The organism is Vreelandella hamiltonii, assembly GCF_014651795.1.
GTDB classification, from domain to species: Bacteria; Pseudomonadota; Gammaproteobacteria; order Pseudomonadales; family Halomonadaceae; genus Vreelandella; species Vreelandella hamiltonii.
Genome location: NZ_BMXO01000024.1, coordinates 20,989 through 36,187 on the forward strand (window position 1 = coordinate 20,989; position 15,199 = coordinate 36,187).

Annotated in this window: 11 protein-coding genes and 1 rRNA gene; 5 read left to right on the top strand and 7 right to left on the bottom strand. The window is 59.4% G+C overall.

The annotated features are described in order from the left end of the window. Positions 1 to 14 precede the first annotated feature (14 nt). The 4 genes from IE061_RS17635 to prlC form a co-directional block, all read right to left on the bottom strand. On the bottom strand, positions 15 to 2,216 hold the full coding sequence (locus IE061_RS17635; RefSeq protein WP_193462193.1) for a TRAP transporter permease: 2,202 nt from the start codon (positions 2,214 to 2,216) through the stop codon (positions 15 to 17). Between the two features lie 125 nt (positions 2,217 to 2,341). After that, positions 2,342 to 3,334 carry a TAXI family TRAP transporter solute-binding subunit gene (locus IE061_RS17640; protein ID WP_193462194.1) on the bottom strand — a complete coding sequence of 331 codons (993 nt, stop codon included), beginning with the start codon at positions 3,332 to 3,334 and terminating at the stop codon, positions 2,342 to 2,344. Between the two features lie 262 nt (positions 3,335 to 3,596). Next, positions 3,597 to 3,845 carry a YheV family putative zinc ribbon protein gene (locus IE061_RS17645; protein WP_016915669.1) on the bottom strand — a complete coding sequence of 83 codons (249 nt, stop codon included), beginning with the start codon at positions 3,843 to 3,845 and terminating at the stop codon, positions 3,597 to 3,599. Positions 3,846 to 3,899: 54 nt separating this feature from the next. Then, positions 3,900 to 5,948, bottom strand: coding sequence for an oligopeptidase A (gene prlC, locus IE061_RS17650; RefSeq protein ID WP_193462195.1), 2,049 nt, complete (start codon positions 5,946 to 5,948; stop codon positions 3,900 to 3,902). Between the two features lie 177 nt (positions 5,949 to 6,125). Between prlC and IE061_RS17655 the strand changes: the two genes are divergently transcribed. The 3 genes from IE061_RS17655 (at position 6,126) to IE061_RS17665 (ending at position 8,811) form a co-directional block, all read left to right on the top strand. Continuing rightward, positions 6,126 to 7,466 carry a sodium-dependent transporter gene (locus tag IE061_RS17655; RefSeq protein WP_193462196.1) on the top strand — a complete coding sequence of 447 codons (1,341 nt, stop codon included), beginning with the start codon at positions 6,126 to 6,128 and terminating at the stop codon, positions 7,464 to 7,466. A 31-nt stretch (positions 7,467 to 7,497) separates the two neighbouring features. Further along, positions 7,498 to 8,043: a gamma carbonic anhydrase family protein gene (locus IE061_RS17660; RefSeq protein ID WP_193462197.1), complete on the top strand. Its 546-nt coding sequence runs from the start codon at positions 7,498 to 7,500 to the stop codon at positions 8,041 to 8,043. A 96-nt stretch (positions 8,044 to 8,139) separates the two neighbouring features. Further along, complete coding sequence (locus IE061_RS17665; RefSeq protein ID WP_081137927.1) at positions 8,140 to 8,811, top strand: metal-dependent hydrolase; 672 nt, start codon at positions 8,140 to 8,142, stop codon at positions 8,809 to 8,811. Here the strand turns inward: IE061_RS17665 and IE061_RS17670 are convergent. The 3 genes from IE061_RS17670 to IE061_RS17680 are packed head-to-tail and all read right to left on the bottom strand — an operon-like array spanning position 8,787 to position 12,839. Beyond that, complete coding sequence (locus tag IE061_RS17670; protein ID WP_016915674.1) at positions 8,787 to 10,169, bottom strand: sigma-54-dependent transcriptional regulator; 1,383 nt, start codon at positions 10,167 to 10,169, stop codon at positions 8,787 to 8,789. The two genes, IE061_RS17665 and IE061_RS17670, sit on opposite strands and share 25 nt — an antisense overlap. Continuing rightward, complete coding sequence (locus tag IE061_RS17675; protein WP_193462198.1) at positions 10,162 to 12,072, bottom strand: sensor histidine kinase; 1,911 nt, start codon at positions 12,070 to 12,072, stop codon at positions 10,162 to 10,164. Before IE061_RS17675 ends, IE061_RS17670 begins: the two co-directional genes overlap by 8 nt. Then, positions 12,069 to 12,839: a GntR family transcriptional regulator gene (locus IE061_RS17680; protein ID WP_081137930.1), complete on the bottom strand. Its 771-nt coding sequence runs from the start codon at positions 12,837 to 12,839 to the stop codon at positions 12,069 to 12,071. Before IE061_RS17680 ends, IE061_RS17675 begins: the two co-directional genes overlap by 4 nt. A 317-nt stretch (positions 12,840 to 13,156) precedes the next feature. On the opposite strand from IE061_RS17680, the gene lldD reads away from it, so the two are divergent. Next, a complete protein-coding gene (lldD, locus tag IE061_RS17685) occupies positions 13,157 to 14,317 on the top strand; it encodes an FMN-dependent L-lactate dehydrogenase LldD (protein WP_193462199.1) in 1,161 nt (386 codons plus the stop codon). A 535-nt stretch (positions 14,318 to 14,852) separates the two neighbouring features. Beyond that, a 16S ribosomal RNA gene (locus tag IE061_RS17690) occupies positions 14,853 to 15,199 on the top strand; the annotation flags it as partial.

Consider the following 15,199-nt stretch of genomic DNA (forward strand, 5'->3'; position numbering starts at 1 on the left):
GCGTTGATAGCCTGTCAGGCTGCGGTGGGGGCCGGTTTCGGCCCGTGCAGCTTGCGCTGCATCAGGAACATGGCGGCGCCGATACCCAGTCCGGCAATGTCGGTGAAGATACCGCCGTAGATCAGGAACAGCGCGCCGATCATCAGCACCAAACGCTGCCATGCCTGGATCGAGCCAAAGAACCATGCTTGTACCGTGGCCGACAGCATGAAGATACCGATCGACGCCGTAATGGCGACGCGAACGATCTGCATCGGTGTGCCTTCCATCAGCATGGCCGGGCTATAGAAGAACATGAACGGTACGATAAAGGCCGCCAACCCTACCTTGAACGAGGTAATGGAGGTTTGCATGGCGTTATCGCCGGAAATACCGGCAGCGGCATAAGAGGCCAGTGCCACTGGCGGGGTGATCGCCGACATGACGGCGAAGTAGAAGACGAAGAAGTGCGCAATCAGCGGCTGAATGCCGATGTTGATCAGGCCAGGCGCCACGACGGAAGCCGCCACGGCATAGGCCGCCGTGGTGGGCATGCCCATCCCCAGCAGAATCGAGATACACATGGCGAAGAACAGGGCCAACAGTTGGCTCACGCCCGCCATGCCCAGCAGCAGCGACGAGAAACGTGCGCCCACGCCGGTCAGGGAAATGACGCCCACGATCAGGCCTGCACAGGCACACACGGCGATGATCTGGATCGACATGGTGCCTGCAAGCTGCAGGGCCTTGAGAATTTCACGAATGCCCATCTTGTTGGGTGAAATCCAGCTCACCACGGCAGCCGCAGCCGTGGCCAGGGTGCCCGCACGGATGACCGAGTACCCCATGAACAGAGCATAGATCAGGATGATGATCGGCGCAAACAGGTACGCGTGACGGGCCAGTTTGCGGAACTGCGGGATTTCATCCTTGCGCATACCGCGCATGCCTTTCTTCGCAGCTTCCAGGTCGACCATGAAATAGACCGACAGGAAGTACAGGGCGGCCGGAATCAGCGCGGCAACGGCAATCTCGCGATAGGGGATGCCGGTGATTTCCGCCATGATGAAGGCACCCGCACCCATGATCGGGGGCATGATCTGGCCGCCGGTGGAAGCAGCGGCTTCGATCGCCCCTGCGCTACGGCCCGGATAACCTACCTTTTTCATCAACGGAATGGTCAGAGAGCCGGTGGAGACCACGTTGCCTGCGGAGGTGCCGTTGATCATGCCCATCAGGCCAGAAGCGAAAATCGACACCTTGGCCGGACCGCCCCGCGAGCGCCCTGCAGCGGCAAAGGCGAAGTTGACGAAGTAGTCGCCCACTTTCGAGGCTTGCAGGAACGCTGCAAAAATAATGAACAGAATGATGTAAGTGGAGGAGACCGCCGTCGTTTGCCCGAGCACCCCGATATCGGTGTAGAGCTGGCTGAAGAAGCGGTTGACCGACAGGCCCGGGTAACTCAGGAAGCCTGGCAGGTAAGGGCCGCCAAACACATAGGCCAGAAAAATGGCAGAAATGACGACCAGCGCGTTACCTGCCACGCGGCGGGTCAGCTCCAGAATCAGCAGCGAACCGGCCATGGCAGCATAGGTAATGCCAACCGGGGCGAAGGAGGTGCCCGTGGACATACGCAGCGGCGTATTATAAATCGTAATCAGATAACCCGCGCTGGCCAGTGCGACGATCATCAGCACCAGGTCAGGCATGGAGAATTTGGAGCGCTGCTGGCGATAGAACCAGGACAGCAGGATCGCCCCTACGGTGGCGAGCAGCATCGGGTAGCCGAAGTGCCAGGTTTCCACCTGTGGGTCGATACGCATGGCGCCCCCGGAAAGGGCTTGCCACATCAGGAAGGCTTGCACCAGTGCGTAGCCTGCGGGCAGTAGCAGCGCGGCTCCCAGCAGTGTCAGCCACTTGGGCGACTCATCGCTGGCGTCACTGGCAAAGCGCGCACCAGTGAACAGGCCGAAGCCAAGAATCAGGGCGCCTGCCACGTGAATGATCCGGTAGGTCCATGTTTCCATGGGCAGGACGTTCAGCGTGATCAGGTGAAACAGCGAGTAGGCGATGGCAACGCCGGCGAAAAGCATCCACTGCCAGCCGGTAAACAGACGACGGTTTGACTCGACGACCTCTTCGTCGACACCTTCGGCGAGTATGGCCTTGGCGTCCTGTTGCTCAACGGGGTCGCTAGCGGGTGCAGCCGGGTTGGGGCTGCCGGTGTTGTTGCTCATGGAGGTTACCCTTGGGATGGATCGTCAGCGAAGGTGCTTGGGTAATTCAGGAAGTGCTTATTCATGGCCAGAGCGACAAGAGCCGACCCTGTAAAGAGTCGGCTCTTGTGCTGGCATATTCGCGCTTACTGGCGAATCATGTCGTCGGCAATCTCATAGCCGTTTTCGTTGAACCAGCGGGCAGCACCGGGGTGGAAAGGCATGACCGTGTTGTACTTGACGTTCTCGGGAATGCTCTCTTCAGCACTGCGGTGGATGGATACCATGCGGTCGTTGTTTTCCATGGTGATGCGCGTGACTTCATACACCAGGCTGTCGGGCAGATCACAGCCGGCAATGGCGAAGTTCCACATGGAAACGGCGCGAGCATCTTCTTCCAGCGTTTCGTAGGTGCTGGCCGGAATCATGAACTCAGAAACCGGGAAGGCGTCGACAATGGTGGCCTGCTCTTCTTCGGTGAACTCGATGATGTTGACGTCAGTTTGAACTTCCAACTGGCTGACGGCCGGGATCGGTACGCCCGCTGCAAAGGCAACGACGTCCAGCAGTCCATCCTGCAACTGGCCGCCCAGGTCAGACCAGCCGCCGTTACGGCGCTCGAAATTGACGCCCAGCTCTTCGAGGATGGCGGGGAAGTAAACGTCAGAAGTAGAGCCTGCGGGGCCAAAACCAATGCGCGAGCCGTCCGGAATCTCGGAAACGGAGGTAATGCCGGTGCTGGCCAGTGCGGTGATGGAGAATGGCGTCTCGTACATCGGGAACAGGGCACAGGCGTTATCCATGACGACACCCGGTGCCAGCGGGCTACGACCGTTCATGGCGTCATCTGCAGGGCCCAGTGTGGTCAGGCCGAAGGCCAGCTCACCCGCGTGAACCAGTGCCAGGTTCTGCGTCGGACCACCGGTGACTTCACCACCGCCGGTAATGCCGCCCAACTGGTCGGCCAGCAGGTTCGCCCAGCCAGAACCGTAGATGTAGAAGGTGCCGCCCTGGCTGGCAGTACCTACGGTAAAGCTGGAGGGCCAGCCGTCACGATCAACTTCCGCATGGGCGGTGGTCGCAGCGACCAGCGCGCCGCCAGCCAGCAGGGCAAGAGACTTGGGCATCATATTACGCATGGCGAGATTTCCTAAGCTGTTATTGGGATTATCGTCTGGCATATCGAGAGTATGGCCAGTGCTCGTTCTAATAAGCAGCTTATGTAGAGCGATTGTCGTGCCAATGGCTTTGTTTTTATTTGAATACAATCGCTTATGGATATCTTATTCAACTTTGGTTGAAAGGCGCTCGACGCTTTATGGATGGCTTTACGCACGGATTCATGGAAATAGCGTGCGGTTTTCCGCACATTTTGGCGAGAAAGACGACTCCCAGGCGTCGCTACTTCGGCTTGCCGGGATCCAGGATACGCACTGGCTGTACATCCTGTACTTTTTGCTCATCGCGCACCTGATTGACTCGAGTCACCAGCTCCGGCGATGTGTCATCCTCGATCGGCAGCTGCTCGAAGAAATCACAGTTGACGCATTCACGGTAGCGAATGCCATGCTGCTCCCAGGCGCGAATACGGTCCATGGCGGCGCAGCGGGGGCATGTAACCCCGGCAATAAAGCGTTTGATACTCGACATGACAGGACTCCCGAGACGCGGCAGCAGAGCTGCCGCGTAGAGATTAAGAGTGGATTAGGCAGCGCGGATACCGCTGTGGCGCAGCAGCGGTGCCACACTGGGCTCGCGACCACGAAACGCGACGAACAGCTCGGCAGCATCGCGGGCGCCGCCCTGTTCAAGGATCTCTTCCTTGAAGCGCTGACCGGTAGCAGGGTCAAAAATACCCGCTTCTTCGAAGGCGCTCCAGGCGTCGGCGGAGAGCACTTCGGCCCACTTGTAGCTGTAGTAACCCGCCGCATAGCCACCGGCAAAGATGTGGCTAAAGCTGTTCTGGAAGCGATTGAAGGGCACCACGGGAACCACTGAGGTGTGGCGGCGTACGTCGTCCAGCAGGCCTTGTACGTCGTTGGCGCTGGGAGCTTCCAATTCATGGTGCAGGCGCATGTCGAAGAGTGAAAACTCTATCTGGCGCAACATGCCCATGGCGGACTGGAAGTTTTTAGCCGCCTGGAGGCGCTCGAACAGTGCATCGGGGAGCGGTTCGCCGGTATCCACGTGTCTGGACAGTAGCGCTAGCCCCTCTTTTTCCCAGCAGTAGTTCTCCATGAACTGGCTAGGCAGTTCGACCGCGTCCCAGGCCACGCCGTTGATGCCGGAAACATCGGCGATGTCCTGCTTGGTCAGCATGTGGTGCAAGCCGTGGCCGAACTCGTGGAACAGCGTTGTGACTTCGTCGTGGGTCAGCAAGGCAGGTTTGCCGCCCACCGGGGCGGTGAAATTACAGGTCAGGAAGGCGACCGGTAGTTGCAGGCCGTGTTCTGTCTGGCGGCGTACCCGGCAGTCTGCCATCCAGGCGCCTCCACGCTTGCCCTCCCGGGCGTAAAGGTCGAGGTAGAAACCCGCAATCGGTTTGCCTTGCTCGGTAATTCTGAAAAACCGCACATCGTCATGGTAGCTGGCCACGCTGGCATCTTCCGCTACTTGTACGTTGTAGAGGCGCTCGATGACCTGAAACAGCCCGTTGACCACATGGGGGGCAGGAAAGTAGGGGCGTAGCTGCTCCTGGGAGAGGTCATGGCGAGCCACGCGCAGCTTTTCACTGGCATAGGCGACATCCCATGGCTGCAGCGTGTCGAGCCCAAGCTCATCACGGGCATAGGCGCTGAGCTCGGCAAACTCCTGCTGGGCTTGCGGCTTGGCACGCTGGGCCAGGTCATCGAGAAAGTCGAGTACCTGGGGGGGGGAGTCGGCCATCTTGGTGACCAGCGAGTAGTCGGCGTAAGTATCGAAGCCGAGCAGGCGGGCCAGCTCCTGGCGCAGGGCCAGCGTCTCTTCCAGAATGGGGGCGTTATCAAACTGGCCTGCCTTAGGGCCCTGGTTTGAGGCGCGCGTCACAAAGGCGGTATACACTTCCTCGCGCAGTTCGCGGTTATCGGCATAGCTGACGATCGGAAAGAAGCTGGGAAAGTCGAGCGTAATGCGGTAACCCTCTGCGCCTTTGGCCTCTGCCAGTGCTTTCAGCGTTTCCAGAGCGCTTTCCGGCACGCCTGCCAGCAGCGTAGGGTCAGTGATGTCCTTGTGCCATGCCTGTGTGGCATCCAGCACATGGTTGGAAAACTGATTGGACAGCGTGGAGAGACGCGCTTGAATGTCGCCGTAACGAGCCTTCTTGTCGGCTGGCAGGTCCACGCCCGCCAAGCGGAAGTCGCGCAGCGCGTTATCAACGGTGCGCCGTTGGGCGGTGCTCAGGTCATGCCAAGCGGAGCCTTCCTTGAGCGCCTGCCAGCCCTTGAAGAGCCCTTCATGTTGGCCCACCCAGGTGCCAAAGGCCGACAGCTTCTCCAAGCAGGCCTGATAGGCGTCACGCAGTTCCGGGCTGTTCATGGTGCTGTTGAGGTGTAACACCGGCGACCAGGCCTGAGACAGGCGGTCGTTAACGGCTTCCATGGGCGCGGCAAAGTTGTCCCAGGTAGGCGGTTGATGAGCGGCTTGTTGGGCAAGGCGCTCGATGGCGTCGCGACCCTCATCGAGCAGTTGTTCTACCGCGGGCACCACGTGTTCGGCGCGAATGTCGGCGAAAGGGGGGAGCTCATGGCTCTCTAGCAATGGGTTGCGGGACATAGGCACCTCGATGGCGGCAGGTTGGTTCATGCGGGCGCGAAAAGCGTCCGTGGATAATGACACAGTGCGGGCAGCCGAGGTCAGTTTCAATGGCGGCATTGGCCTGGAGGCATGCGCCTGCTAGTCTTGCCGCCTTTTGATACGTCGAATCGAGTGCCACCAAGGCAGGAGCAGAAGATGAGTGAAACGCTGGAGCGTTGGGGGTCGAAGCGTGCCTTTATTCTCGCGGTGACCGGTGCCGCGGTAGGGCTTGGCAATATTTGGCGTTTTCCCTATGTGGCCGGGGAAAACGGCGGGGCGGCCTTCTTGCTGATTTACGTGGCGTTTGTCCTGTTGCTGGGCCTGCCCGTGATGATGGCGGAAATACTCATTGGCCGCGCTGGCCGTCGAGGCCCCATGCAGTCACTGGGCGTACTGGCCACACAGGCGGGTGCCTCGCCCCACTGGCGCTGGCTGGGGCTGTTCGGCGCGCTGACGGTGTTTTGCATTCTGTCGTTTTATTCCGTGGTGTCTGGCTGGTCGATCGAGTTTCTGGTGGCCTCCATCAATGGCAACTTTGACGGGGCCAGTGCCGCCGAGATCGGCGCTGGCTTTGACGCCTTTCTGGCCAACCCAGGCTTGCTGATTTTCAACCATTCACTGTTCCTGTTCATGACCATGACGGTGGTGGCGGCTGGCGTCGCGAAAGGCCTGGAGCGGCTCAATAATCTCTTGATGCCGGTGCTCTATGGCCTGTTGGTGCTATTAGCCCTCTACGCCATGACCACCAGCGGCTTTGGGGCGGCGCTGCACTGGCTGTTCATGCCGTCTTTCGAAAACGTCACCGCGTCGGTGGTGCTGCATGCCATGGGACACGCTTTTTTCACCCTGGCCGTAGGGGCGTGTGCGTTGATGGCCTACGGGGCCTATATGCCGGATGAACAGAGCCTGCCGAAAGCCGCTTGTGCGGTAGCCGTGCTGGATATCAGCGTGGCGCTGCTGGCGGGTATTGCGATCTTTTCGGTAGTGTTTGCCCAGGGGATGGACCCGGCGGACGGGCCGGGGTTGATGTTCGTGACCCTACCCATTGCCTTCTCTGAGTTGCCCTGGGGCTCCCTGTGGCTGAGCGTGTTCTTTTTGCTGCTGCTGCTGGCGACGTGGACGTCAGCCATCAATCTGGCGGAGCCCATGGTGGCCACGCTGCAGGGCCTTGGCTGGCGGCGCAGCGTTTCTACGGCTGTCGTGGCGATCAGTGTCTGGCTGCTGGGGCTGCTGTCGGCCTTCTCCTTTTCTCACCTGGCGGAGTTTAGACCGCTGTTTGGGCGCAACGTGTTCGAGCTGGTCAGCAGTATCCCCCCGGACATCTTCCTGCCCATGGGAGGATTGCTGATTGCTATCTTCGCGGCCTGGGTAATGCCACAGCCCTTGGTGATGCACACCCTGGGCGTGGGTGAGCGAGGCTTCCTGCTTTGGCAACGTCTGGTCCGTTGGGTCTCCATTCCGCTGACCTTCATCGTCCTGCTGGGTGGATTGCTATAGTGGTTCTTGTGTCACTAACAGGAGAGTCTTCATGAGCAATGCCTTACGCGCGTTTCACGCACACTCCCCTACGCTGGGCGAGCGTGTCTATATCGACCCGGCCAGTGTCGTGATCGGCAACGTCACTCTGGGCGACGACTGCTCGGTATGGCCCATGAGCGTGATCCGTGGCGATATGCACAGGATCACTATCGGGGCGCGCACCAGCGTGCAGGATGGCAGCGTGCTGCATATCACCCACGCCAGCGATTTCAACCCGGAGGGCTTTCCTTTGACGATCGGTGACGATGTCACCATCGGTCACAAGGCCATTCTTCACGGCTGCACGTTGGGTAACCGCATTCTGGTGGGCATGGGCGCCATCGTCATGGATGGCGCGGTGGTGGAGGACGAGGTGATCATTGCGGCGGGAGCGGTGGTGACACCGGGCAAACGGCTGGAAAGTGGCCATGTATATGCGGGCAATCCTGCCAAGCCGTTGCGGCCTTTGAAAGAGCAGGAGCGGGCCTTTTTCCCCTATACGGCAGGCAACTACGTCAAATTGAAGGACGAGTTTCTAGCGCAGCAAGGTGGTTAGTCTAAACCTTTGGTAAACGGCAGCTTTTTTTATATCAGGCCGTGTTGTAGTCTTCGATAATCTGGTAATTTATCCAGTTTTTCAGAGTGCCACGACATGGCCAACTTTCGCACGCACATTACCGTGGCCGCCGCAGGCGGTACGCTCATGGCCTATATGGGCTGGCAAGCGCAGTGGTGGCCCGCGTCGCAATCCTTGCTGATCATTGCGCTGGTGGCCTTCGGTGGCATCCTGCCCGACATAGACGCAGACCGTTCCCGCTCTATCCGTCTGATTTTCAATCTGTTGTCGGTGCCTACCCTGGTATTGGGGGTGTTGATGCTGCAGCCCTGGTTGACGCCTGGACTGCTGCTGGTGGCCTGCGGCGGTATCTATTTCTCAGTGCGCTACCTGGCCGCGATTCTCTTCTCCAGATTGACCGTACACCGAGGGATTTGGCACTCGTTGATGGCGGCGGGGTTGTGCGCCCTGGCGACGGCGGCGCTCAGCTACCATCTGCTAGCGCAGCCCGCCTGGTTGGCCTGGTCGCACGGTGCCGCGGTACTGGTGGGGTTTATCATCCACCTGGGACTGGATGAGCTGTTCAGTGTCGATCTGGAGGGGGCGCGGCTGAAGCGCTCGTTTGGTACGGCGCTCAAGCTGGGCGATAGCCGACGTCCTCTCTCTAATCTTTTGATGCTCATTGCCATGCTGGTGCTGGTGCCCTGGGTGCCGCCCTGGGGAGTGCTGCTGGAACTGATGCGTCAAGGGTCACTGCTGTGGCGGTAATCGTCAGCGCTCAGGCCATGCTTTTTGAGCTTGTCGTAGAACGTCTTGCGCGGGATGCCCAGGTGGCGACACACTTCCGTTACGCGGCCGTGGTGACGCGCCAGTGACTGGCTGATCAGGCTCTTTTCGAACAGCTCTACCTGGCGCGGTAGCGTGGGTTCATGGGTGTCTGCGGCGACACCTTCCAGCAAGGCGTCCAGCCGATAGTCGAACGCGGCACCCAGCAAAACGTAACGTTCGGCAAGGTTGCGCAGCTCGCGCACGTTGCCTGGCCAGTCGTGGGCCAGCAGGGCGGCAATGGCCGGGCTGTCCAGCGTTGGCGCTTCCAGCCCGCTACGGTTGGCGGCGACCACGGCAAAGTGCTGAAAAAGGAGCGGGATGTCTTCCCGCCGCTCGCGCAGGGCGGGCAGGGGCAGGGTGACCACATTGAGACGGTAGTAGAGGTCTTCGCGAAACAGCCCGTCGTCGGCCGCCACTTTGAGATCTACCTTGGTGGCGGCAATCACGCGAATATCGAGCGGTACGGCTTCATTGGCTCCCAGACGTTCGACGCTGCGCTCCTGCAGTACGCGCAGCAGCTTGACTTGCAGTGCCATGGGCATGGACTCGATCTCATCCAGAAACACCGTGCCGCCGTTGGCATGCTCGAACTTGCCGATACGCCGCTCCACGGCCCCTGTGAAAGCGCCTTTTTCGTGCCCAAACAGCTCTGATTCGATGGTGTTTTCCGGCACGGCGCCGCAGTTGATCGCCATGAAGGGGCTATTGCGACGAGCGCTGCGTTCATGGATCGCGCGGGCCACCAGATCTTTCCCTGTGCCGGTTTCGCCAAACAGCAAGACATCGGCCTCTACCTGGCTGATGCGCTGGATCATGGCCGCCAAGCGCGAAATGACCGGCGTGCGGCCTACCAGGCGAGGCCCGAGCGCAGCGTGCTGGACTTCGAGCTCGGCTTTCAGGCGCAGGTTTTCCAGACTCAGCTGGCGCTTTTCGATGCCGCGTCTCACGACGTCCAGTAGCTGATCGCCTGCAAAAGGCTTTTCCAGAAAATCCCAGGCACCGGCGCGCATTGCTTCCACCGCCGTCGAGATGTCGCCATGGCCAGTGATCAGTATGATCGGCAGGGTGGCATCGCGATGGTGAAGCTCATGCAGCAGGGCCATGCCATCCATGCCGGGCATGCGGATGTCGCTGACGATGACGCCTGGGAAGTCGTCGGGCAGCGCCGCCAAGGCTTGCTCTGCGGATTCGAAGCAGTAGGGGGTGTAGCCGGCCAGCTCTAGGGTCTGGCTTGCGGTGATACGCAGATGTGGCTCGTCGTCGATCACCATGACCGGCAGTGTCGACGGTTCATGCATGGTTATTGTTCTCCGTTATTCTATGCTGCTCGCTTGGGGGCGACACGATGGTGCGCGGTAGGGAAATCGTGAAACACGCGCCTCCCTCGGCCCGGTTGGTGGCCTGTAGCTTGCCGCCCAGATCCTCCATGATACGCGATGAGATGGAAAGTCCTAGCCCCAGGCCGCTGCCCGGCGCCTTGGTAGTGAAAAAGGGCTCGAAGATCCGCGACACATGGTGCTCGGCGATACCGGGGCCGTTGTCGATGACATGAATTCGCACTTGGTCAGACGTGGCCTCGGCCCGCAGCGTAAGGGTGGGCTGGGCGACGTCTTTCATCGCCTGGATGGCATTGCCAATCAGGTTGACGATGACCTGTTCCAGGCGCACCAGGTCTCCCTCTACCCACAGGGTTTCGGCGGGCCATTGAGGCGTCACCTGGATACTGCCATCGCGCAGTCGGCTGTGAAACAGGCGCAGGGCGTACTCGATGCAGGCCTGGACAGAAATGGTTTCGTGGCGCTCGCTGCTTTTGCGAGAAAATTGCCGTAGCTGAGCACTGATATCTGCCATGCGCTGGGTCAGCTCGACGATTTGCGCCAGATTGGCATCGGCTTGCTCGATGCGCGTCAATTCGATGAAACGGCGCGCGTTTTCAGCATAGGCGCGAATAGCGGCCAGCGGCTGATTGAGCTCATGATTGATGCCTGCGGCCAGTTGGCCCAACACGGCCAGCTTGGCGGCCTGGATCAGCTCGTTTTGGGTCTGCTGTAGGTTGGCTTCTGCCCGGCGACGCTCTTCGATTTCATCGGAGAGGCGTTGATTGGTGGCCAACAGGTCGCGTGTTCGACGCTCAACGCTGGCTTCCAGCTCATCGCGCGCGCGCGCCAGAGTCTGTCGTTCACGTTCGGCAAAGGCTTCCCGCTCCCGGCGTAGCCGCAACCGTTGCCAGCCGATGCCAGCGCCCAGTGCAACGACCCCATAGAGCCCTCCTGCCATCAAGGCGGCCACCCACTGGGCGCTGACCACCGAGTTCAGCGGTTTGAGAATATGCATTTGCCAGCCAAATTCGGGTAGCGGCCGGGTCAAGCTGAGGTAGCGTTCTCCCTGCAGTGGCCCATGAGCAAAGCTGACAAGGTGGCTGCCGGGGCCATGGGAGGCTTCTACCTCGATGCCGGAGGGGTCGAGCGGCTCGATGGCATAGCGACGCGTTGCGCGCAGGCTTTCGCGCTGCGCTTCGTTGAGGGGGTAGAGCGCATTCATGCGCAGCTCGGGTTGGCTGGCCATGAAAATGATCGAGTCGCTGTCCGTGACAAACAGCTCCGCATCTTGCTGTGCCCAGCTCTCTTCGACCTCATCGAGCAGCACCTTGATGACCAGCACGCCATCCGGTGTGGCGTCGGGTGAGGTATCGTCCAGCCACACGGGGGCAGAAAAGAAGTATCCCCGTTCCAGCGACTGCGTGCCCAAGCCGTAAAAACGCCCTTGCCCACCGGCGATGGCATCGGTGTAATAACTGCGAAAGGCGTAGTTATGGCCAATAAACGTGTTGGGTCGGTGCCAGTTGCTCGCAGCAATGGTGTAAGCATCGCGATCCAGCAGATAAACGTCCGACACGCCCGCCGTAAACCGAAAACGGTCCAATAGCAGGTTCAGCGACATGGGGTCCTGACCTTCAGGCGCGGCCAGGAAACGCTGGATGCCTTCCCGGGTAGAGAGCATTTGGGGCAGGTAATCATAACGGGATAGGTAGCCCGTCAAGTTGGCTGCCGATAGGCGCAGCTCGTTTTCAGCGTCGTCGCGCAGATTGGCAAGCGCCTGCTCGCGGGCTAGCTGGGCGGCCTGCCACATGCACAGCGCAAGCCCCACCGGCAGGATCAGCAGCCAGGCAAGCCGCCAACGTGGGCCGGGAGAGCGGCTCATGCGGAGGTGCGCGTGCCCTGGGCACGGCGTAATGCGCGCTGAGCGCGGGTCTCCGCACGGGCCATTTCGAGTAGCCCCTCCTCCACATACACCAGGTGTTCGTGAGCGCGGGCTCGGGCATCTTCTGCGCGGCCCTCCAGGATGGCATCGAGCAGCGCTCGGTGCTGCTTCATCAACTGTGAGCGGGAGTCTGGCTTGGCAAACAGGTGTGCCAGATTATCCACGATACTCTGCTCCAGGAGATGGAAGATACCGCGAATGGTGTGCAAGAGCAGGACATTGTGCGCTGCTTCGGCAATCGCCAAATGAAACGCGGCGTCCAGCTTGGCTTCCTGTGCAGGGTCAGCGCCGACGAAACCGCCGTCCAGCTCCTCGAAGCGCTGTATCAGCACGGCTTTGTCGGCGGGTGTCGAGCGCAGTGCAGCATAGTAGGCCGATATGCCCTCCATGGCATCGCGAAACTCTAGCAGATCCAGGTGAAATTCCTTGTGGCGGGAAAGCATTTCCAGCAAGGGGTCGGTATAGCCGCTGTTGAGCGTCTCGTTGACAAAGGTGCCGCCGCCTTGGCGACTGCTCAGTAATCCGCGGGCAGCCAATTTCTGAATGGCTTCTCGCAAGGAGGGGCGAGAAACACCAAAACGCTCAGCCAGCTCTCTTTCAGGGGGCAAGCGCTGCCCGGGTTTCAGGCTTCCTTCCAGAATCATACCTTCAAGGCGTTCGGTAATCACATCGGCAAGGCGCTGTTGGCGGAGCGGCGGGTAAGACATGAACAGTAGCTCCAATAATTGGTAAGACCAAGAGTAATCAATTTAAATGTTCCGCTCAAGCGTCCGTAGCATGTCATTCCAATAAGAAAGCAGCGCTTTGAACTAAAGTATGGTGGGCGCCATGGGCTAATTGCACGTTTTGTGTTTGACACACAAGATCGGCCTATCTAATGTTGTTTCTGTTTTTTTGTAAATTGGTAAAACCAATTAATACGCTAGAGCGCTGGCATACTCATGCGTCGTAGGTAAGCAAGAGCATGTAGGCATGGCTTTTGCTGACGTGACAACAACAGTGCAATCTCTCCATAGGGTGCTCCATGATCATTTCTGCCTCCACGGACTATCGCCGGGCTGCCAAGCGTCGCCTTCCCCCTTTCCTCTTTCACTATGCGGATGGAGGGTCGTACGCAGAGCACACCCTCCGTCGCAACGTGGATGACCTGCGTGATGTTGCGCTACGTCAGCGGGTGCTGAAGGACATGTCCACGCTTTCTCTGGAAACCGAGCTGTTTGGTGAAAAGCTTGCGATGCCGCTGGCGCTGGCGCCGGTAGGGCTGGCAGGTATGTATGCTCGGCGGGGCGAGGTGCAGGCAGCCCGCGCGGCCAGTAAGAAAGGGGTGCCCTTTACCCTGTCGACCGTCTCGGTTTGCCCGATTGCCGAAGTGGCGGCAGCGGTCGACCGGCCCATCTGGTTTCAGCTCTACGTGCTGAAAGACCGTGGGTTCATGAAGCATGTGCTGGATCGTGCCAAGGAAGCGGGCGTAAAGACGCTCGTTTTTACCGTGGATATGCCGGTACCTGGGGCGCGTTATCGTGATGCCCACTCCGGCATGAGCGGCAAGCACGGCCCAACACGGCGTATTCTGCAAGCGGCACTGCATCCCCTGTGGGCCTGGGACGTTGGGGTCAATGGCCGACCCCATGACCTGGGAAATGTGTCCGACTATCGCGGCAAGCCAACCGAGCTCGAGGATTACATTGCCTGGCTGGGCGATAACTTCGATCCTTCTATCTCTTGGAAAGATCTGGAGTGGATTCGAGAGCAGTGGGATGGGCCCATGATCATCAAGGGCATTCTTGATGCGGAAGATGCGCGGGATGCGGTGCGATTTGGCGCAGATGGTATCGTGGTATCCAACCATGGCGGCCGTCAGCTGGACGGCGTGCCGTCCACGGCTCGGGCGCTACCCGCCATTGCAGATGCGGTCAAAGGAGATCTGGCGATTCTGGCGGACTCTGGCGTGCGCAGTGGCCTGGATGTCGTCAGAATGATTGCCATGGGAGCGGATACGGTGCTGATTGGCCGAGCATTCATCTATGCGCTGGCGACAGCGGGAGAGGCTGGCGTGACCCATCTTCTCGAGTTATTTGAAAAAGAAATGCGCGTTGCCATGACGTTGACCGGGGCGCGCACCATTGCTGAACTCGGCTCCCAGTCGCTGGTGTCTAATGCTCAGCAGGCACTGTTGCAAGAGTAAAAGCAGGCGGTGCTGCCTGGTAGTAGAGACGGTATATAGGTGTGCGACTGCAAGGCGTGAAATTATTTTACAAAAGTCCTTGCCAACCCGGCAGCGAATCCGTAAAGTACGCATCCGCTGCCGGGGACGCCAAGCGTTACCAGCGGTAAAGAAGGTTGAAAAACCTTCGGTTTGTCAGGAAGTTGGCGTCATCTGCTGGTTGGATTGATCGCTCACTTCACTCGCTGAAAACAGCCCTTGACAAACACCACGGAATGCGTAGAATACGCCTTCCTTGCTGAGGCAGCACGGTTCAGGTCACCGAGCCAGTCACAGCGAAATGATGACAGCAGTATCGCTCTTTAACAATTTGATCAGGTAATTCATGTGGGCGCTTGCCGATGAGGGTGAATCATCACCTAATATCAAGGCAAGCGAACACCAGGATACTCTTCGGAGTATCGCAGTGAATTCGTTTGAACCTTGAGCCAAGTTTGATCCGCTTTTGTTGTCTTCGGCTAGTCCTGAGATGGCGAGTAAGGATCGCATTGATCTTAAACTGAAGAGTTTGATCATGGCTCAGATTGAACGCTGGCGGCAGGCCTAACACATGCAAGTCGAGCGGTAACAGGGGGTGCTTGCACCCCGCTGACGAGCGGCGGACGGGTGAGTAATGCATAGGAATCTGCCCGATAGTGGGGGATAACCTGGGGAAACCCAGGCTAATACCGCATACGTCCTACGGGAGAAAGGGGGCTCCGGCTCCCGCTATCGGATGAGCCTATGTCGGATTAGCTGGTTGGTGAGGTAAAGGCTCACCAAGGCGACGATCCGTAGCTGGTCTGAGAGGATGATCAGCCACATCGGGACTGAGACACGGCCCGAACTCCTACGGGAGGCAGC

Bases quoted from the DNA above. Each gene is read 5' to 3' on its own strand.
- IE061_RS17640 (WP_193462194.1), bottom strand. From the start codon at position 3,334: ATGCGTAATATGATGCCCAAGTCTCTTGCCCTGCTGGCTGGCGGCGCG.
- IE061_RS17680 (WP_081137930.1), bottom strand. From the start codon at position 12,839: ATGTCTTACCCGCCGCTCCGCCAACAGCGCCTTGCCGATGTGATTACC.
- lldD (WP_193462199.1), top strand. From the start codon at position 13,157: ATGATCATTTCTGCCTCCACGGACTATCGCCGGGCTGCCAAGCGTCGC.
- prlC (WP_193462195.1), bottom strand. From the start codon at position 5,948: ATGTCCCGCAACCCATTGCTAGAGAGCCATGAGCTCCCCCCTTTCGCC.
- IE061_RS17665 (WP_081137927.1), top strand. From the start codon at position 8,140: ATGGCCAACTTTCGCACGCACATTACCGTGGCCGCCGCAGGCGGTACG.
- IE061_RS17670 (WP_016915674.1), bottom strand. From the start codon at position 10,169: ATGCATGAACCGTCGACACTGCCGGTCATGGTGATCGACGACGAGCCA.
- IE061_RS17675 (WP_193462198.1), bottom strand. From the start codon at position 12,072: ATGAGCCGCTCTCCCGGCCCACGTTGGCGGCTTGCCTGGCTGCTGATC.
- IE061_RS17645 (WP_016915669.1), bottom strand. From the start codon at position 3,845: ATGTCGAGTATCAAACGCTTTATTGCCGGGGTTACATGCCCCCGCTGC.
- IE061_RS17660 (WP_193462197.1), top strand. From the start codon at position 7,498: ATGAGCAATGCCTTACGCGCGTTTCACGCACACTCCCCTACGCTGGGC.
- IE061_RS17635 (WP_193462193.1), bottom strand. From the start codon at position 2,216: ATGAGCAACAACACCGGCAGCCCCAACCCGGCTGCACCCGCTAGCGAC.
- IE061_RS17655 (WP_193462196.1), top strand. From the start codon at position 6,126: ATGAGTGAAACGCTGGAGCGTTGGGGGTCGAAGCGTGCCTTTATTCTC.